The 18,841-nt window shown below is 63.0% G+C and carries 18 protein-coding genes; 6 read left to right on the top strand and 12 right to left on the bottom strand.

All coding sequences use genetic code 11. From position 1 onward, the window contains the following. Positions 1–165: 165 nt before the first annotated feature. From ACLMAL_RS33250 to ACLMAL_RS33215, 8 genes are all read right to left on the bottom strand, one after another. Entirely contained in the window at positions 166–1,089 is a 924-nt protein-coding gene (locus ACLMAL_RS33250; RefSeq protein ID WP_412002684.1) for an IS3 family transposase, read from the bottom strand. Further along, complete coding sequence (locus tag ACLMAL_RS33245; protein ID WP_412002683.1) at positions 1,089–1,412, bottom strand: transposase; 324 nt, start codon at positions 1,410–1,412, stop codon at positions 1,089–1,091. The genes ACLMAL_RS33250 and ACLMAL_RS33245 overlap by 1 nt, the downstream gene beginning before the upstream one ends. A gap of 87 nt (positions 1,413–1,499) precedes the next feature. Continuing rightward, positions 1,500–2,456, bottom strand: a complete 957-nt coding sequence (locus ACLMAL_RS33240; RefSeq protein ID WP_412002682.1) for a terpene synthase family protein — start codon at positions 2,454–2,456, stop codon at positions 1,500–1,502. Positions 2,457–2,514: 58 nt separating this feature from the next. After that, the gene (locus tag ACLMAL_RS33235) at positions 2,515–3,840 is read right to left on the bottom strand and encodes a cytochrome P450 (RefSeq protein ID WP_412002681.1); all 1,326 of its coding nucleotides are present in this window, start codon (positions 3,838–3,840) and stop codon (positions 2,515–2,517) included. Between the two features lie 24 nt (positions 3,841–3,864). Continuing rightward, positions 3,865–4,809 (bottom strand): polyprenyl synthetase family protein, encoded by a 945-nt coding sequence (locus tag ACLMAL_RS33230; RefSeq protein WP_412002680.1) that lies wholly within the window; start codon positions 4,807–4,809, stop codon positions 3,865–3,867. A gap of 312 nt (positions 4,810–5,121) precedes the next feature. Beyond that, positions 5,122–5,397 (bottom strand): transposase, encoded by a 276-nt coding sequence (locus tag ACLMAL_RS33225; protein ID WP_412002691.1) that lies wholly within the window; start codon positions 5,395–5,397, stop codon positions 5,122–5,124. Positions 5,398–5,618: 221 nt separating this feature from the next. Further along, complete coding sequence (locus ACLMAL_RS33220; protein WP_412002690.1) at positions 5,619–6,353, bottom strand: 3-keto-5-aminohexanoate cleavage protein; 735 nt, start codon at positions 6,351–6,353, stop codon at positions 5,619–5,621. A gap of 163 nt (positions 6,354–6,516) precedes the next feature. After that, a complete protein-coding gene (locus ACLMAL_RS33215) occupies positions 6,517–7,827 on the bottom strand; it encodes an MFS transporter (RefSeq protein ID WP_412002679.1) in 1,311 nt (436 codons plus the stop codon). Positions 7,828–8,319: 492 nt separating this feature from the next. Here ACLMAL_RS33215 and ACLMAL_RS33210 point away from each other — a divergent pair, with 492 nt between their 5' ends. The 6 genes from ACLMAL_RS33210 (at position 8,320) to ACLMAL_RS33185 (ending at position 15,113) form a co-directional block, all read left to right on the top strand. Then, a complete protein-coding gene (locus ACLMAL_RS33210; RefSeq protein WP_412002678.1) occupies positions 8,320–8,967 on the top strand; it encodes a GntR family transcriptional regulator in 648 nt (215 codons plus the stop codon). 73 nt (positions 8,968–9,040) lie between these two features. Next, positions 9,041–10,432, top strand: a complete 1,392-nt coding sequence (locus ACLMAL_RS33205) for an aminotransferase class III-fold pyridoxal phosphate-dependent enzyme (RefSeq protein WP_412002677.1) — start codon at positions 9,041–9,043, stop codon at positions 10,430–10,432. Positions 10,433–10,459: 27 nt separating this feature from the next. Beyond that, complete coding sequence (locus ACLMAL_RS33200) at positions 10,460–11,359, top strand: NAD(P)-dependent oxidoreductase (RefSeq protein WP_412002676.1); 900 nt, start codon at positions 10,460–10,462, stop codon at positions 11,357–11,359. A gap of 167 nt (positions 11,360–11,526) precedes the next feature. Then, positions 11,527–12,894, top strand: a complete 1,368-nt coding sequence (locus ACLMAL_RS33195) for an NAD(P)H-dependent oxidoreductase (RefSeq protein WP_412002675.1) — start codon at positions 11,527–11,529, stop codon at positions 12,892–12,894. 60 nt (positions 12,895–12,954) lie between these two features. Then, on the top strand, positions 12,955–13,836 hold the full coding sequence (locus tag ACLMAL_RS33190) for a class II fructose-bisphosphate aldolase (RefSeq protein WP_412002674.1): 882 nt from the start codon (positions 12,955–12,957) through the stop codon (positions 13,834–13,836). Continuing rightward, entirely contained in the window at positions 13,833–15,113 is a 1,281-nt protein-coding gene (locus tag ACLMAL_RS33185; RefSeq protein WP_412002673.1) for a four-carbon acid sugar kinase family protein, read from the top strand. Before ACLMAL_RS33190 ends, ACLMAL_RS33185 begins: the two co-directional genes overlap by 4 nt. Before the next feature lie 907 nt (positions 15,114–16,020). On the opposite strand, the gene ACLMAL_RS33180 is transcribed toward ACLMAL_RS33185, so the two are convergent. The 4 genes from ACLMAL_RS33180 to ACLMAL_RS33165 all read right to left on the bottom strand — a co-directional run bounded on the left by ACLMAL_RS33180 (position 16,021) and on the right by ACLMAL_RS33165 (position 18,839). Next, entirely contained in the window at positions 16,021–16,695 is a 675-nt protein-coding gene (locus tag ACLMAL_RS33180; protein WP_412002672.1) for a GntR family transcriptional regulator, read from the bottom strand. A 184-nt stretch (positions 16,696–16,879) separates the two neighbouring features. Beyond that, positions 16,880–17,005, bottom strand: coding sequence for an amino acid permease C-terminal domain-containing protein (locus ACLMAL_RS33175; protein ID WP_412002689.1), 126 nt, complete (start codon positions 17,003–17,005; stop codon positions 16,880–16,882). A gap of 57 nt (positions 17,006–17,062) precedes the next feature. After that, positions 17,063–18,115 carry a proline racemase family protein gene (locus ACLMAL_RS33170; RefSeq protein WP_412002671.1) on the bottom strand — a complete coding sequence of 351 codons (1,053 nt, stop codon included), beginning with the start codon at positions 18,113–18,115 and terminating at the stop codon, positions 17,063–17,065. A gap of 1 nt (position 18,116) precedes the next feature. Then, the gene (locus ACLMAL_RS33165) at positions 18,117–18,839 is read right to left on the bottom strand and encodes an ABC transporter ATP-binding protein (protein ID WP_328412083.1); all 723 of its coding nucleotides are present in this window, start codon (positions 18,837–18,839) and stop codon (positions 18,117–18,119) included. Between the last annotated feature and the right edge of the window lie 2 nt (positions 18,840–18,841).

The following is an 18,841-nucleotide window of genomic DNA, read 5'->3' as shown; positions in this document are numbered from 1 at the left end:
ACCATCGGCCGCTCCTGGTTGCGCATCATCTGGGCTTGCTGGCGCGACAAAACGGGCTACGACTCTGCCCTCAAACAACCCGGCCAGAACGCGATTGCCGCATAGGGGTTGACTCAGGGAACTCATCTCGGCACCTGAGGTTCACCCCGAATGGTGGACAGGGCTTCAAGCAGCTTTTGCTCTGACTTTCAGGGACCGCTCGTAGCGCACTGGGCTGAGCATCCCGATGGCGGAGTGCCGCCGGTGATTGCGGCACCAGGAAATCCAATTGTCAACTGAGGCAACAAGTTCAGCTTTTGTGGCGTAGGCGTGTCGGTAGTAGTGCTCGTGTTTGAAGGTCGACCAAAACGATTCGGCGGGACTGTTGCCCCAACATATGCCGGTCTCGCCCATCGACCGTTTCAGCTTGTCCCCGTGGCAGGCTTTCACCGTCAACCCCGCGGTGAACTCGCCGCCACGATCGGAATGCAGCACGGTGCCCGCGATGCTGCGGTCACGAGTCGCCAGCGCCCGGTCGATGGCCCGGCAGACCATGTCGGCACCAATACGGTCGGCGACGACCTGGGCAAGCACGCGGCGGGAATGCCCACCACGGACCGCGCACAGATACATCTCACCCTGCCCACAGGTCAGGTAGGTGATATCGGTCAGCCAAACCGCATCCAGGCGGCCCTGATCGAATTCGCGGCGCACCAGATCCACAGGAAACGACGCCCCCGGATCGGCCACCGTCGTTCTGACTTTGAAGGTACGCGGGCTGATGCCCTCGATCCCGATCTCGGCCATGATCGCTGCGACGGTCTTGGCGCTCACCGTCTCACCGCGTTCACGCAGCTCGGTGGTGATCCGCGGGGACCCGTAGGTGCCGTCGGATTCGGCGTGCACATCCAGGATCTTCACCGTCAAATCGGCGCGGCGCTGCTGCCGTGGCGTCATAATCGTTGCCGCGCAACGTTTTACATGCGAGTAGTACCCCGACGTGGACACCTTCAGCAGCCGCGCCATACGCCGGATCGAGAATCGCTGCCCCTCGGGGGCGGTGGTGCCCGCGGTCTCGGCGATGTCGTCGGGGCCGACGTACTTCACCATCAGATCGAACCGGACCGGTTCTTGTGCATCGCGGCAAAGTACGCCGAAGCTTTTACCAAGAAGGCGTTGTCTTTCCCCAGCTCACCGACTTGCCTGCGCAATCGCAGCAACTCGGCCCGCTCGGCCGCGTCCAAGGGTTTCTCCCCGTGGATCTCGGCCGCCGCGATCCGGCGGCGTTCGTCTTTCACCCACGTGCTCAACACGGTCTCGTGGATTCCGAGTTCCCGGGCGACTTCGGCGATTCCACGCCCGGAATCGATCACACGATGGGCAGCCTCGACTTTGTACTCGGCCGTGAACGACCGACGCTTGCGAGGAGGCATGAGGACATCCTTTCAGCAGGACCGGTGATTCTGCCAACTCGGTGTCCACTACCTGGGGTGAACCTCAAGTGGCCCTTCGGTCGTTTCTCAATCCCACCAGGTGCAGGTGTCGCTTGATGTATACCGTCCAGATCCGGTGGTCCAGTGCATATAGCCGGCGGTAAAGTCCGCGAGTCCCTGGATGAATGCCCTGACTTCGGGGAGACGGCCGAGCGGCGTTTCTGCGATGTCCGCGGTGAGGCTGTCGAAGCGAAGGTTCTCGGCCGCGAACATGTCCATGCAGATCGACATGGCTGCACGCAGTGAGCAGTTTCGTGTTCTGGCCACCAGGACAATGAGGTTTTCCAGTTGGTCGCCGCCGATTCCCAGATCTTTGTACAGGGACAAGAAATCCTGCGAAATGATCGTGCGGCGAACCTCGGAGTCGATAATCGCGACCAAGGCCGGCTCCTCGATGACCTGGGTCAAGTCTATGCCGCGGGAAACCTCGACGAACATGTGGTCGATCCGCTGCCCCAAGGAATAGAACCGCAGATCGGTGTAGGTCTGAATATCGGTGAATTCCCCGTGCTCCGCGAGGTAGTCGTCGACGTCGCGGCATCCCTGAACATAACGGACACATTCTTCAGCGAGTCGTTTCAGTACACCGGGACCGGTGTAGGTCAGCATGTTGCGCCAGGAACCGGCTAGCAGCGGCGTCCACCGCTGGTCGGTACTCCCGGCGAAGCCGGACCCGAAGTCGTCAGCAAGATCGGCTATGCGCCGTCGCCGGAGCCGCACATCGCCGTAACCTGTTCGGTTGTCATCGAATTCATCGTCGAACTCGATGATGGTCGCGGCGAGGGTCGTGATATCCCACAATCGCTGCCAATCCTCCACCGGCCAGGCCGCCGCGCCGAGGAACGCGTAATCAGCCGAAACGACCTTTCGTTTCGCGGCATCGGTCTCAAACGGACCAGCAGCCAGGTACCAGTCGGTCCAGCGGGCACGAAGCTCAGGATAATGCGATGAAATCCGTAAAGGATAGGGACTGGGCAATGCCATGTCTCGTGGCACATCGTGTGGCCGATACATTGTGTGCAGGGACCGCATAATTCTCCTGTTACCCTTCGCTTCGCACGGAAGTACGGCCGCGACGCCGAACCGTCACGAATAGTTCATCGGGCTGCGGGATTGCCGCGAATTTTTCCCGGACCGGGTGGCCGGGTGCAGGCAGCACCTCCCATGAGGAGAAAATGGCCGCAAGGGTGAGAGTCATTTCCACCCAGGAGAATCCCTCACCCAGGCAGCGATGTCTGCCCAGGCCGAACGGCAAGAAGGCTTTGCGACGGTTGCCGTCGTCGGACAGCCAGCGATCAGGATCGAATCGATCCGGATCAGAAAAATAGCGGTCGTCGCGATGCAGGGCATACAGACTGTAGGCGAGCTCGACACCGGCAGGAATCTCGACCGTGCCCAGCGTGACCGGGACAATCGGTCGTCTGGTCAGGAGCATGACTGGGTACAGGCGAGTGATCTCATTGATTATGGAATCGAGATAGGGCATTTTCGGAGCGCCCTCCCCGTCCACCCTGTCAATTCCGTCCAGCTCCACGCACAGCCGTTGCTGGACTTCGGTGTTGCTCGCGAGGTGGTGAACGGCCCAACTCAGCATGGTGGCGGTCGTTTCGGTGCCAGCCACCATGATATTGAGGGCCTCGTCCAGCACCTGGCGGTCGCTCATCGCGGCTCCGGTGTCGGCGTCACGCGCCGCCATCAGCAATGACAACAGATCCCCATTGTCGACCTCGTGCACCCGGTATTCCCGAACGACATGTTCGATGACATTTCGCAGGCCGGCGCAGGCGGAATCGAATCGTCGATTGATTGGTAATGGCCAACGATCCAGGGCTTGGGGTAACAGCGCGCGGGGCACGGTGTTGGCCATGATGACCGGAAGGCACCGGTGCGCCGCCTCGATCGCCGGACGCCCCAGCGGCGAGGAAAACATCGTCTCCGCGATGATCGTCAATGTCAGGGCCCGCATCGCCCGATCCGCGGCAATGATCTGACCCGGTCGCCACGACTCGGTCAGTTCCTTCACACACCGCTGCATCGTGTCCGTATACATCGCGATACGAGCACGATGAAAAGCAGGCTGAATCATTCTGCGCTGCTGACGATGCAGTTCACCGTCGGAGACGGACAGACCGTCACCGAAGAGCCTCCTGCTTCGCTCAAAGAAACGTCCCCTTTCGAAGCTGGACGCCTGGCCGGCCAAGACCTCCTGCACCAACTCCGCCTCGGTCAGAAAGAACACTGGCCAGTTGGCGAGATCGACCCGCACGATATCGCCTACCGAGCTCAGCGACCTGAAAAACTGCGTCGGCCGACGCGCCAATACCGGCAGATGCCCGACCACCGGGAGTCGACCGGGTGCGACGGGCACGTCGGGAAGTAGGTATCGCACAGCTCATCTCCACGATGTGACGAGATCGACCAGCGTCACCAGGTCCTCGGCGCGCGCTGGATCCGGCTGCGCCGCAGCGAGCGACGCACGGGCCGCGTCGCAGCACTGCGCAAGCTGTTCCTCGGCCCACCGGCGCCCACCCGCCAGCTCGATCAGTGCTGCGAGTTCATCGAATTCGTATGGCTCCAGCTCGGTGCCCGACGAATACCTGTGCGCGAATTCGCGCCCTGCAGGGCTATCCGATTGCAGCGCGGCGGCGGCCGGCAACGATTTCTTTCGTCGCACCAAATCCGAGTACACCGGCTTCCCGGTCACCTCGGGATCTCCCCAGATGCCGAGCAGATCGTCGGCGAGCTGATACGCCAGCCCCAGCTGTCTGCCGAACTGGTTCAGCCGCCGCATCCGATCAGCCGTGGCCCCGACCATCAGCGCCCCCAGTTCGCAAGCCGCGCCCAGCAGAGTTCCAGTCTTGTTCGAGGCCATGCGAAGGCACGCGGACACGTCCACGTCGGCCATGCTCTCGAACACGAGGTCCGCGCACTGCCCCTCACACAGCACGCGGAGGGCGCGGGTCAGTACCGCTGTCGCAGCCAGGTCACGCTGGGCAAGCAGGTCGATCGCCACGGCGAGCAGCGCATCTCCCGCCACGACCGCCGGCGCAGTCCCGAACTCAACCCATGCTGTCGGCCGGTGTCGACGCAGTCGATCTCCATCCATGACGTCGTCGTGCAGCAGTGTGAAGTCGTGTATCAACTCCATTGCGACCGCCGCCTTTACCACGTCGTGGTTGGCGTCGACATCCGCAGCCCGTGCCACCGCCCTGGCGCTGGCCAGCACCAAGGCCGGGCGGACTGCTTTGCCTGTGTCGAGGTCCGGTCTGCCTTCGGCGTCCCACCAACCGACGTGGTAGCCGACCACGTGTTTCAGCTCGGCAGGAAGAGTCTCCACGGCCGCTCGATACGCGGGCTCGACCCAGGAACGCACCTCAGCCAGGAATCGCGAATCAGGTTCGCGGGTCGGCCGTATCGTGCCCGGCCCGGCTCGACCCGACGACCGGACGTCGCAGGGCATTTGAGCCGAAACGCACAGGGGTCTGATGTCCATCAAAGCGCCTTCGAACAAGTAACCCAACTCTCAAACCGGACGATATTTCCGTTTTCGAGAGCTCGCGCACCATGCACTCCCAATGTTGGGAATGGCCACGCTCTGACCCGCAGGATCAAGGTCGGTCCGCTGAAAGGGCTGCGGAACACCCGCATGTCAACCATGGGCCGATCCCGGTGCCGTCGAGGATCTTGCTACCAGTCGCGTCGTACCTAGCTCCTCTTCGAGTTGTCGATCCGGCGCAGCGCGTCGTAGCCGCACGGACTCGACCGTCGGGACCACCCGCACCTCACCGCGGTCGACCAGGGCCTGCCGCCTCCACCGGCGCAGGGTGGCTTCGGTGACCCCAAGATCGCCGGCGACGACCGCCACACGGCGACCCTCGTCGACACTCAGAGCGACAGCACGCTCTCGGAAGCGCGGTGAGTACATCTGGTACGCGGAGGCAGACGTAGCTCTGGCAGCGCGGCGTCGTCGACGCGCAGATTGTGAAATGTTCATGAGAGTCAATGTGCTCGGCCTCGGGCATGGCCCGGACAGTATGCCCGGACGAGAACAAATTGGGCAGGCGACAAAATCGCGAACGCTATTGCCTTACAACTGATCCGGTTGCGCTAGCTAGGCCGGTACTCGGATGCGATTTACATTTGGATCTACGACTTCGTTTCGTGATCCAGCTCAGCCATTGCCACCCGGATCAGCTGTTCGTTATCCTGTGCTGGCGATCCATCCGGTAGACAGAGCGTGTCTTCAAGGCCGATGCGAGTGTCCAGCCCCCACTGCGCCGCCAGGTGCAACGCTGGCCAAGCGGATCGGTCTTCTCCATGCAGTAGTACTGGCATGTGGGGTAGTACTGCACGCACCGCTTGTATGAGTTCCACTGCAGCGGCTTCGATCTGATCTACCTCAGCGATATCGGGAATTTCCACGAGTACGCGGAGGCAGCGAGACCGATGCGGCGAGACCAGCCACTTGGCAAGGCCGTCTGTGTGCCAGATGCCGGCTTCCACGTCGACTCCGCGTTCCAGCAACCGCTCTGCGACCTCATCTGCACCCGCTTCATGCCAATTGACCGAGGCGAAATCAGGCATGGTTGTCCAGGAATCAATGGCCGCCAATCGATCAGCGAGTACAGGAGCACTCCAGGCACCCGTCGTGATTCCGACCGGAACCAACGGGCACGCCGCACGGGTCGCGGCCACGTACCTATCAACATCGGCGCCAGCGAGACTATCGTGACCGTCGTCGGATTTCGGATGCAGATGTATGGCACGAGCTCCGGCTTCAACCGCGCTCCGCGCCTCGGCGGCAACGCTTTCCGGTGCCGCCACCAGTCGCGGATGATCTACCGGCAGTCGGGGCCCGTTGATACAGGCTTTGAGCAATATGTCGTCAACACCAACCTGCTCTCGTTCGTTATGCTGGTCGCCGAGAGTGGTTCTCGCAATGTCCATGTCGGCCTTTCTCGTGCCATCACTCGAGGTACAGCACTGCTATATTCGTCGTCGATTACCGCGCTGAGGTGTGGAAGCCCGTCGCAACTGACCTCAGCTAGCGGACAGTGCCTGTTCGGACGTCGATGGAGTGCACCTCCTCGGTGGGTGTCGATGCGCGCAATGCGCGATCCGGAGTGCTCAGCGCCACGGCGCCGCTGATGACACCGAACGCGGAGAACAGCGCGGCTACACCAGCCCATCCGACGGATTGATCGAGGGCGGTCGCAGTCAGTGGGACCAGACCCGCGATGAGTGCCGTGAGCTGATAGCCCAGCGATGCCCCCGACGTCCGTGTGCGGGTCGGGAACAGCTCGGCGAACCATGCTCCTTGCACACCGGCCAGCGCGGCGTGACTGAAGACGAGGCCCATCGCTACGGCTGCGACTACGGCAACGCTCGAGCCGCTCGTGGCCAGCAGCATTGCGGGGAAGCCGAACGCGGCGGTGAAAGCGCACGCCCAGAGGTACACGGTGCGTCGACCGTAGATGTCGGACATATGGCCGAACAACGGGTGCGCGAACAGGGAGATGGCTGCGCCGATGCAGATTGCCAGAAGGCCAACGCCACTGGTGTCGGACGCACCGCTGAGGAAGGCGAGAAGGAAGGTGGTGGTGATATAGAAGCCCCCGGTTTCCGCGATACGCAGTCCGATAACACGAAGTATCAACGACCAGTTGTTCTTGATGACCTCGAGGACGGGGCTGTGGGAGATGTCATCGTGCTCGCGGATGTTTTCGAACTCCGGTGTCTCAGTGATTTTCATGCGCAGCACTAATCCGATGATGAGAAGTATCGCGACACTGAGGAATGGCAACCGCCAGGACCATTCGGTGTGGACGGGCTTGACAATCAGGAACGCGGCGTTGGCGAGTAGCAGACCGAGGGGAACACCGGCCTGGGGAATCGCGGACCAGAAGCCGCGGGAACCGGGGCGGGCGTGTTCGAAGGTCACCATCACCGAGGTGCCCCACTCGGCCCCATCACCGAGGCCTTGTAGCAACCGGCAGCCGACGAGTAATGCTGGAGCAAGGAAGCCGACCTGACTGTAGGTCGGTAGGCATCCGACAGCGATGGTGGCCAGGGCCATCAGAATGAAGGCGCCGACCAGTACCGGCTTGCGGCCGTACCGGTCGCCGAGGTGCCCCGCAATGATCCCACCTATAGGCCGCATCGCGAATCCAGCCGCCAAGGCGCCGAAGCTGGCCAACAGCGCGGTCGCCCTGTTCTCGTTGGGGAAAAAGATGTCGCTGAATACAGTGGCGGCACCGATGCCGTAGACGAGGACCGAGTAGTTCTCGATCGTTGCCCCCGCCGCACACCCGGCGGCGATAGTAGCCAGCGCTGGCCGTTTTGGATCGGTGTTCATGTCATCTCTCGTTCTGCTGCGGTTCGTGCGGTGTCGGTGCCGCTCGAGTGTGACGACGGTCTCATACACACACCACGCTGTCAATAATCATTAATAATTTTCTATATTCGGTTGCGAGTCCGCAGGCTCATCCGTGCTTGCGCCGGTCGCGATCGCCCACACGTCAGCTAGTGGCGACGTCGACGAACTCTGCAACGCGCGACCGCCCGCTACCGGCGATGGATATGAATCCGCTGTTAGAGGCAGGGATCTAACCCCCCAGACCCGAGGTTCGGTTGGCGAAGCATCCTCGTGGCGGATGACGCAAGCAGGCAGACCGGACGGCTCGACCGTCCAGTGGACGTAACTACATCTCACGCATTGGTAGATCTAAAATAAATAATGATTGACGAAAATTCGTGTGGCCGTTACGGTCGGGTCATCAACAGTATGGGAGGAGCACGCATGACCACTGAGTACGACAAGTCGCGGCTGGCAGCCTTTCCTCGGGCATTGGACGCCTTGGCCGCTGACCACATCCGCGCGCGGATTCTCGACGGCCGACTCGAACCGGGCGCACACCTCGTTGAGGCCGACATCGCCGAAGAACTCGGTGTCAGTGCGGGCACGGTACGGGCAGCTCTGCGGCTCCTGCGCAACGAGGGTCTCGTCGAGCACCGCCGCAACCGCGGTATCTACGTCGAAACGATGACGGTCGAGGATGCATGGGAGATTTACAGTCTGCGTAACACACTGGAGGGGATGGCGGCGCGACTGGCCGCGCAACGGATCGACATCAAAGGTCGCTCGAAGCTGGAGCGTGCGCTGCACACCATGCAGGAGGCGGCGCAGCATGCGGACACTAGGACGCTGGCCAACGCCGATGTGCAACTGCACGAGCTAATCGTCGAACTGGCGGGGCACAGTCGCCTGCAGGCAGCTCATCGTGTGATTCACGCCCAGACTGTCCTGTTCATGGCGATGACGAAAGACTTCCACGGCGACACCGGCTCGTTGCTCAACGCCCACGAGCAGCTCGTCGATGCGATCTCCCGCGGCGACGCTGACCGGGCGGAGGAACTGGCCCGTAGCCACAGCACCGAAGACGGCGAGCGCCTGCGAAATAAATTGTCGCTCAACCACAGTTTGAAGGCGATCTAATACGCCTTCGCATGGCGGGTTGCCCACCCGGCTGGGTAACCCGAACCGCTCACCACACCTCTCGGAGGATGCTTTGACAACCACATCGACAGAGCCAGCGTCGGGATCGCAATGGCGCCACTTCACTTCAGCTGGCGCTCATCGGGACACCGTCACGATCACCAGTGCCGCTGGTTGCTACTTCTGGGACACGACCGGCAAACGCTATCTTGATGCGCTGGCGGGCCTTCACTCCGTGAACATTGGATACGGACCCTGGCCCGAAATCGAAGCTGCTGCTAGCAAGCAACTCGCGACACTTCCCTTCTTCCCCAATTGGTTTGGGTTTGCCAATGATGTCGCCGAGCAGCTGGCTGAACGGCTCATCGGTCTCAGTCCGTTCGATGACGGTGCAGCGTTCTTCGTGCAGAGCGGTTCGGAAGCTGTCGAGTCGGCTATGAAGCTTGCCTTGCAATACCACAAGATCCGCGGCGATGTTCAGCGCAACCTGTTCGTGTCTCGAACAGGTGCGTATCACGGTGTGACCATGGGCGCCCTGACGTTGAACGGAAGTGACGTCTTCCGGGCGCCGTTCGAACCGCTGCCGAACCGGATTCGCAAGGCCGCACCGACGTATCCCTACCGCTGTCAGTGGTGCGCACCAGTGGGGCATTGCAATCTGTCCTGCGGTGACGACGTCGAAACTGCGATCCTCGATGCGGGTCCAGAGAACGTCGCCGCGGTGGTGATCGAGCCATTGCAGAACTCCGGCGGTGCTCTCGTCCCGCCGGACGGTTACCCGCAGCGCGTTCGGGAAATCTGTGACCGCTACGGCGTGCTGCTGGTGCTCGACGAGACAATCTGCGGGTTCGGGCGCGTGGGAGAGTGGTTCGGGTCGATTCGATTTGGCTTTCAGCCCGACATCATCACGATGGCGAAAGGCTTGACATCGTCTTACGCTCCGATGGGTGCGATGATCGCTTCATCCGGTGTTGCCGAGCCATTTTTTTCCAAGGATTCAAGGACTTTCATGCACGGGTCCACCTTCGGTGGCCACCCGGTCTCCTCAGCTATCGCGATGGCCAATCTCGACATCATCGAGCATCAGGGCATGTTGGCCGGAGTGCGGCAGAAGTCAGTGAAACTGCGTGCGATGTGCGAAGACTTGGCATCTCATCATCCGATGGTCGCCGAAGTCCGTGGCGATGGTTTCTTCATCGCTCTCGAACTGGTCAAAGACCGTGAACGACGGCTGGCCTTCACCCCCGAAGAGCGGTCCCAGCTGATCTCGAAAGTCCTTATGCCAGGGGCTCGTAGACGCGGTCTGCAGATGAAGTTCGACGATCGCCTGGAATTGGCCGCGCTGTTCACTCCTCCGCTGATCGCTGCCGAGGACGAGTTCGACATCATGGTCAGCACCTTGAAGTCCGTACTCGACGAGGCCTGGACCGAGGTACACGCCGGTCGAGTGTCGGGCTCCTGCTAACCGCCGACAACAGGAAGCGAGTAATCGATGACGAATAGAGCTCGAGTCGCATTCATCGGCCTCGGCGTAATGGGGGCGCCCATGGCTGCTCGCCTGTTGGCCGCCGGCCATCCGCTAACGGTCAACACCCGCACTCGGGAACGCGCGGCAATGCTGCTCGACAGCGGTGCGGTATGGGCGGATTCGGCATCCGACGCCGTGGCGGGTGCCGACGTGGTGATCACCATGCTGCCCGACACTCCAGACGTCGAGACAGTGGGCAAGAGCGTGATCGAATCTGCCAAGCCCGACGCTTACTGGATCGACATGAGCACGATCTCGCCGACGGCGTGGACCAGACTCGTCGTCGACGGTGCCGCGCGTGGGTTGCACCTGATCGACGCTCCCGTGAGCGGTGGCGAGAAAGGTGCCATTTTCGGCGAACTGTCCATCATGGTCGGGGCCACCCGGGACGACTTCGACGCCGTCCGCGCGATACTGTCGAATCTCGGTCGGCCTCTGCTGATTGGTGAGCCGGGCGCGGGGCAGGTCACCAAGATGTGCAATCAGATCATCACCGCCGGAACGATCGGACTGGTGGCAGAGGCTTTGACCGTCGCACAGGTCAACGGTGTCGATCCCCGTCGGGTACGTGAGGCGCTGCTGGGCGGCTTCGCCGCCAGCAAGATCCTCGACGTACACGGAGCGCGGATGCTCGACGCCGACTTCGAACCCGGGTTCCAGTCAACATTACATCGCAAGGATGTCGGCATCGCGCTCGATCAGGCCGCCCAGGTCGATATCGATGTGCCGTACACGACCGTATCCGCCAGGCTGCTCGACGGTGTCGTCGCACGGGGCGACGGCGTGCGCGATTCCATCGTCCTATTTCGCCATTACGGCAAAGTACCCGAGTCCGCGTCGTCCCCTGAGGACGTCAGGCCGTGAACCGACAATCGGCTGCGGGTGCGCTTGCCGTCGTGGCACCCATCGCCCACCGCAGACAACGCGAGGGCGCCAGCACAAATCTCGTCATCTGTACGAATCGCGCTGCGCCTGAACTTGTTCCGTCAACTCAGTAATCCCGCACTCACGACAATCCCTTGGAGCCGAACGTGAATCTGTACAGTCTCCTCGAGGCCCGCACTGCTAAGTCCGGTCCGATCCGCATCGGTGTGATCGGTGCAGGCAAGTTCGCCTCGATGTTCTTGACCCAGGCGCCACAGGTGCCCGGGCTCCACGTCGTCGGCGTTGCCGATCTCGACGTGGAGCGAGCACGAACCGCGCTGCATCGATGCGGATGGCCCGCTGAACGCTACGCGGCCCGCTCGTTCGACGAAGCCCTTCGATCGGGCGGCACCCATCTGACCGACGACGCCGAGGCACTGATCGCGGTGCCGGGCCTCGAAGTCATCGTCGAGGTCACCGGTAACCCCATCGCTGGCTCGTATCACGCAGAGAAGGCGATCGATGCCGGACGCCACGTCGTCATGGTCAATGTCGAAGCCGACTGCATGGTCGGGCCCGTGCTCGCTGAGAAGGCGCGCCGCAATGGGGTCGTGTACAGCATGGCTTACGGCGACCAACCTGCCCTCATCAACGAACTCGTCGATTGGTGTCGCACGGTCGGATTCGACATCGTCGCCGCGGGCAAGGGCACCAAGTATCTGCCCGAATACAACCAATCCACCCCCGACACCGTATGGAATTTCTACGGCTTCACAGAAGAGCAGCTCGCCACCGGTGACTTCAATCCGAAGATGTTCAATTCGTTCCTCGACGGCACCAAATCAGCGATCGAGATGGCTGCTGTCGCCAATGCCACCGGGCTACGTCCGCAAGACGAGGGACTGTTATTCCCGCCGGTCGACGTCGACGACCTCGCAACGACGCTGCGCCCGAAAGCCTTGGGCGGCACGCTTACTCGTAGTGGCACCGTTGAGGTGATCTCCAGCCTCAACCGCGACGGCGGCCCTTTGAACCGCGATCTGCGTTGGGGTGTTTACGTCACGTTTGAGGCACGCACCGACTACGCAGTGCAGTGCTTTGCCGAGTATGGCATGCGCACCGATCCCACGGGCCGCTTCGGCTCGCTCTACCGCCCCTATCACATGATCGGCCTGGAACTCGGAGTCAGTGTTGCCTCGGCAGTGCTGCGCAACGAGGCAACGGGTGTCGCGAAGGACTTCCATGGCGATGTGACGACAGTTACCAAGCGTGCACTGAAGGCCGGTGAGATCCTCGACGGCGAAGGCGGTTACATGGCATTCGGCAAGCTTGCGCCCGCGGCGACCGCCTTGGCGGCGCGCGCGCTTCCGATGGGGCTTGCGCACGGGGTCAAGGTCGTGCGCGACGTTCCTGCCGGCGCGACCCTGACCTATGACGATGTCGCCGTCGATGAATCGCTGGTCGCTGTGCGGCTGCGGCGTGAGCTGGAATCAGCCACCGCAGCTGAGCAGACGGCGATGTCGTCGGCCCGTTGACCTCACGCCACGGCGCGGTGGCCGCAACGTCGGCCAAAACACGACTTGCACAGTCTACGAATGGAAATCGAAATGCGAGCCCGACTGCCTGACCTCGCCCGCGAGCAGCGCAGACGCCGTGCAGCCCTACCGGCGTTCACTTGCTACGACCTGACCACTGCGATCGGTGTCGTTACTGCGGCCGAGGCGGCACGATGCCCGGTTGTGTTACTGGTGTCGTCGACCAGCGCGGCCGGAGGCGGCGGTTTGTCGTTGATTCGCGCCTTACGCTCGCTGGCCGACCACGCAGCCTCGCCGGTTTGCGTACAACTCGACCACGCAACCGATCCGGACTTGATCACCGCCGCAGTCGAGGCAGGTGCAGATTCCGTTCTTGCCGACGGTTCCCGTATGACCGATGACGCCAACGCCGACTTCGTCGCGCAGACCAAGGCACGGCTTCTTATCGACCATCCGCACACCGCGGTCGAGGCCGAACTAGGCCGCATCGACGGCAACGAAGACGTCGCCGACGCCGCACGAGCGACAGCAGGTGCAAGTTTGACGGCTCCGGACCGAGTTGCGCCATTCCTGAATCGGTCAGGCGCTGATCTGCTTGCCGTCTCGGTCGGGAACGTGCACGGTTCCTACAGCGGCCCGCCGCAGCTAGATCTGCACCTAATGGCCGCTATCCGCGCAACGACCGACACTCCCCTCGTTCTGCACGGCGCATCGGGACTTCCGACCGCCGACCTTCATCGCGCGGTGATATCCGGGGCATGCAAGGTCAATATCAACACCGAGTTGCGCCGCACCGTGTTCGACACTCTCGATGGAGCCCTTGTGGATAACCGCGATGGGGGGCTGGACCTTTACTCGTTGCTCGACCGATGGCAGACATCGATACGCCAACACGCCCTGAGCCTGATCGGGGGACTGATTCGGAGCGAGATCCATCCATGAAGCACATCATCCTGGACGACGACCCAACTGGAACCCAGTGCGCGACAGACGTTTCCGTCCTTCTCGGACTCGGCGTCCAAGCAGATACCGTCGTGGGCCGACTCATCACGGCCCTGCGTTCCGAAGATGCCGTCTTCATCCTCACCAACAGCCGGGCCCTGAGCCCCGGCGACGCCGTTGATCTGGTTACTCGGATCCGTGATGCCGCCGTCGAGGCGGCGTCGATTCTAGGCATTGAGCAGCCCCGCTTCATCCTGCGCGGGGACTCGACGTTGCGTGGGCACGTCTTCGCCGAAAGCGACATATTCGCGACCGAAAATTCTGTTTTGCTTTTTGTGCCAGCCTTTCCGTCGGGCGGGCGCGTGACGCGGCACGGAATTCACTACGTGCAACTTGGCGAACACCTCACGCCCGCAGCAGAAACTGAGTACGCCCGGGATCCCGTTTTCGGGTTCACCGCCAGCGACATGGCAGGCTACGTCCATGAGCGAGGCGGTCTTCGTCCGGTAGTCAGCGTGCCCCTCGACTCGTTGAGAACCTCTGCAGGCCACGCCCTAACGCACGCCTTGATCACAGCCGAGTCCGGAGCGGTGGTGGCACCCGACGCAGTCACGAACGCTGATATTGGTCTCGTCCATCGCGGCTTGGTCCGCGCCTGGGCCGAAGGGCGGAATGTCGTCGTGCGATGTGCCGCGCCATTGGCGGCGTACTGCGCGCAGGTGTACTCCTCTGATGAGTTGCTGGCCCAACCACTCGAGCGGCCCGCTGGTGGTGTTCTTGTAGTCTGCGGGTCGCACACATCCGGTGCCACTACGCAACTGGATGCTTTGGCCAGCACACTGAACCTCCATGCCGCGGTCCTCGACACCGACACCGCGCTGGCAGATCCCGAGTCCGCGGGCCGTGACCTCGCGGCACGCGCGCGCGCCGATCTCGCCTCCCGGGGCGTTGCGGTGATCGCCAGTGAGAGGCAGAGACGTAATGACGACAACACATTGGTCCATGGCGCTCGCGTGATGAGAGCTTTGACGACAGCTGTGCACGTACTACGGGATGACGTCGCTGCTGTTGTCGCTAAGGGCGGAATCACCTCTGCCGAAGTCGCATTTACCGGGCTCGGAGCGACAACCGCCCGTGTCCGCGGTCAATTGTCCGCGGGGGTCAGCGTCTGGGACCTGGCGGCAGCTGGCGGCGCGATCCCGTATGTTGTCGTTCCGGGAAACGTCGGTAGTCCCGACGTCCTGGTCGCCGCTTTACGCGCACTGGACGGCGCTTGATCCAAGCGGACGGGAACCCCTCAAGCGGCTGTCTAGTAGGAAATCGATCCCGCGATTGCCGATGACGAGATCGGTGGCGACGACGACTGTGCGCCAATCCTGCACGCTGTCCATAATTACAACTAGGCTCTTGCTGCGCCGGACAAGTACTCTGCGACCCATCGGTGCTCGCCGCATCCAGGCGTGGAAGGTTCTCGGGGCGATCCCGCATCCGTGCGCGGTGAGCGCACGACAGATCGAAGCGACCCAGAACCGAGCGTGTTACTCAGCGATGAACGCACACACACAATCGGTATCGCGGGTCGCTCTCCTCCGCGAGGAAAGTTGTTGCTGCCTGGAGGGTTTCGATCGTCTGTTCCGAATCGGCGATCTTGCGTTTCTGCTCCCGGATCACCTTCGCCGACTCCGTCGATACACCCTCGGCGGCGCCGGTGTCGATCGCGGCTTGCCGTTTCGGGCCGGTACCTGTGTTCGAGTGAGCGTGAGGGCATCGTGTTATGGAGCACGCCGGGTGCATGCGTGCGCGAGATCGCGCTCCGCTTTCAGGACGTGTCACTACATTTCACGACCGAAATACCGTCCTGCTGATGGCGCCGTCATCACGCGGTCGGCGCATGGATCGAGAATCCTGACGATGACGGCGTCATCATGGCGGGCACTCCGCAGGCGCCTCATCGGCCGAAAGCTGCGGGACACCACGGTAATCCGGGCTCCGCGCAACGCTTCGGCCGGCTGCGGCCATCCGGCGGCGTACTTCACGCACCCACTTGTGCGGCAGGTTCATGCGCATCCAGCTCGCGGGCAACCTCGCGCGCCGGGCGGCCGGAGTCGATTACCCGATGTGCCACCTCCACCCGATATTCGGGCGAATGCGATCGACGCAGGCACACCGTCCGTCGAGTCCGATCTATTCAGCCCAGATGCCTCGGACGTGGCCGATGTGGCAGCGGATCAGCTGTTCGGCGGATTCCGCGGCTCCCTGTTCGATGAGATTCAGGATTTCCACGTGTTCGTGGGCGGAATGAATGAGCTCACCGCGTTCGGCGAGTGGGCGGACGCCATAGAGGCGGGAGCGAGAGCGCAGCGACCGCACCGTTTCGACCAACTCGTTGTTGCCCGCGAGGCTGAGGAGGCGGCAGTGGAATTCGGTGTCGATGGAGATGTAGGTGATGAAATCGTGTTCGGTCGCGGCCTTTTCGATGCCGAGGGCCAGGGTGCGCAGTTCGGCGAGCTGCTGGGGGTCGATGCCGGCGTCGGCGACCTTGCGCACGGTCGGGACCTCGATGAGCAGGCGGACCTCGACGAGGTTGTCCAGCTCCTGTTCGGATGGCTCGCGAATGCGAAAGCCCTTGTTGCGCACGGTTTCGACCAAGCCCTCCTTGGCCAGGTCGATCATTGCTTCGCGGACCGGAGTCGCGGACACGCCGAACTGTTCGGCCAGTCCGGGGGCCGAGTACACGACGTCGGGGCGCAACTCGCCGGTGATGATCGCCCCGCGCAACTTCTCGATGATCTCGTCGCGCATGCTCTTTCGGGGAAGGAACGACGTCAGTGTCGAGACCGGCGTATCGGTGGCGGACATCATTGCCTTCTTGTTGCGGGTGGGCGGAAGCGGCGACCACGGGATCGGCCCGTGTGATCTGGGTCAGTTGCTATCGTACAAGCGAGACGGTCGGTGACATATCACATATTACGTGCGCCGTCGGGGACGGACCAAATCGCCGGGCGGGCGGCGTAGCGATATGGTCCGCCGCAGGTCACGGATGTCAGGATTCCAGGTCGTTCAGTTCCGAATGCCGGTAACTGAAGCCCACATACACCACGAGGCCCAGCCACAGCCATAGCAGGAACCGCACCCAGGTGCCCCAGGTGAGAGGTGGCTGATCAACCAGACGGAACGCAGTCTCTCCAACATTCCCACCTGAAACCTCTCATCGGTCCGTGGATCCTCATCTGAGGATGAAGCCGGGAACCAGCGAGTCGCGCGGGTCCACGACAAAGCGGCTGTCCCCCAACTTGTGCGCCGTGCCGACGACCTCAGGCACGAGCGCGTCGTGACCGTCGGCCTGGACCCGCGCCACGGCCCGAGCACGGAATCTGCTGCCGACGATAGAGTCGTGCACCAGGACCTCACCATCGGCGAGACGTCCCTGGCTGGTCAGATGCGCGACCCTGGCCGCGGTGCCGGACCCGCACGGGGACCGATCGACCTCGCCGTCGGAGAACACCACGACGTTGCGCTGGTGCAGCGCGCCCTCGGCACTGAGTCCCTCGAACGCCTGGGAGGCGGTCGCGTCGTCGGGGTCGACGTCCTCGGTGAACATCGTTGCGTAGACGCCGGACAGGCGCGGGTCGCTCGGGTGCTCCGCTGCGCGGGCGGCGTTGAGGCCATCCCGGATCCGGCGACCGGTCCGAATCAGGTCGGGCAGGTCTGCGGGGCGAACAGCCAGGCCGAGGTCCGCGGCGGACACCACGGCGTACATCGCACCGCCGAAGACGATGTCGCACGTGACGCGGCCACGGTCGGTCTCGACATCGACACCGGTGGCGTGCACCCAGCTCGGGACGTTGACGAACGAGACGTGGGTGATCTCGCCCGCCTCGAAGGCAACGCGGGCGGTGACCCGCCCGGACGGTACGTCGATCCGTACGTCGCGAGTGCCCTGCTCGAGTCGCGGCACGAGGCCGGACTCGACGGCCCACACACCCAGCGCGATGGTGCCGTGGCCGCACGCGGTGGAGAAGCCGTCCTTGTGCCAGAAGAGCACCCCGAGATCGGCGCCGTCGTCGTCGGGCTCGGTGACGAAGCCGCCGTACATGTCTGCGTGGCCGCGTGGCTCGCTGCACAGGAGCGCGCGGGCATACTGCACCTCCGGGCTCGCGATCCCCCGGACCCGCTTGTCCGCCACGGTGGCGCCCTCGAGCCGGACCGCTCCGTGGGCGACGATCCGGAACGGCTCACCGCCGGTGTGGTAGTCCACCGTCTCGAAGCTGAACGACATCTCAGGCGCCAAGGTAGGCCTCCACTACTCGGGGATTGGTCCGCAACTCCTCCGAGGACCCCTCGAGGCTGGTCACGCCCGCCTCGAGTACGTAGCCGCGGGTGGCCACGGTGAGCGCGGACCGGGCGTTCTGCTCGATGAGGAGTACGGCGGTGCCGCGCTCGTTGATGGTTCGCACGACCTGCATGATCTGGGCGACCATGAGGGGGGCGAGTCCCATGGACGGCTCGTCGAGCATGAGCAGGCGCGGCGCAGCGATCATCGCGCGCCCCATCGCCAGCATCTGCTGCTCGCCCCCGGACAGGGTGCCGCCGTGCTGGTTGCGGCGGTCGCGCAGCCGCGGTAGAAGCTCGTACACCTCCTGGATCCGCTCCTCGATCGCCTTGCTGTCACGGACGGTGTATCCACCGATGAGCAGGTTCTCGTGGACGCTGAGCCGAGGGAAGATCCGTCGGCCTTCGGGCACGTGGACGATGCCCATCTCGACGAGCTCCCAGGGCTTGGCTGCTGTGATCTCCTTGCCGAACGCCCTGATCCGTCCCGACGTCGCGCGCACCAGACCGGAGATCGTGGAGACGGTGGTCGACTTGCCAGCGCCGTTATTGCCGAGCAGCGACACCGTCTCGCCTTCACCGACCGTTAGCGACAGACCGCGCAGCGCCTCGACCCGTCCATAGTTGACCACGAGGTCCTCGACCTCGAGGACAGGGGTAACTGTGCTCACGA

It is taken from the genome of Nocardia sp. CWNU-33, assembly GCF_046764895.1.
GTDB lineage: Bacteria > Actinomycetota > Actinomycetes > Mycobacteriales > Mycobacteriaceae > Nocardia.
The sequence above is the reverse complement of the archived record's forward strand: the minus strand, read 5'-3'. Positions and strand labels throughout refer to the sequence as shown.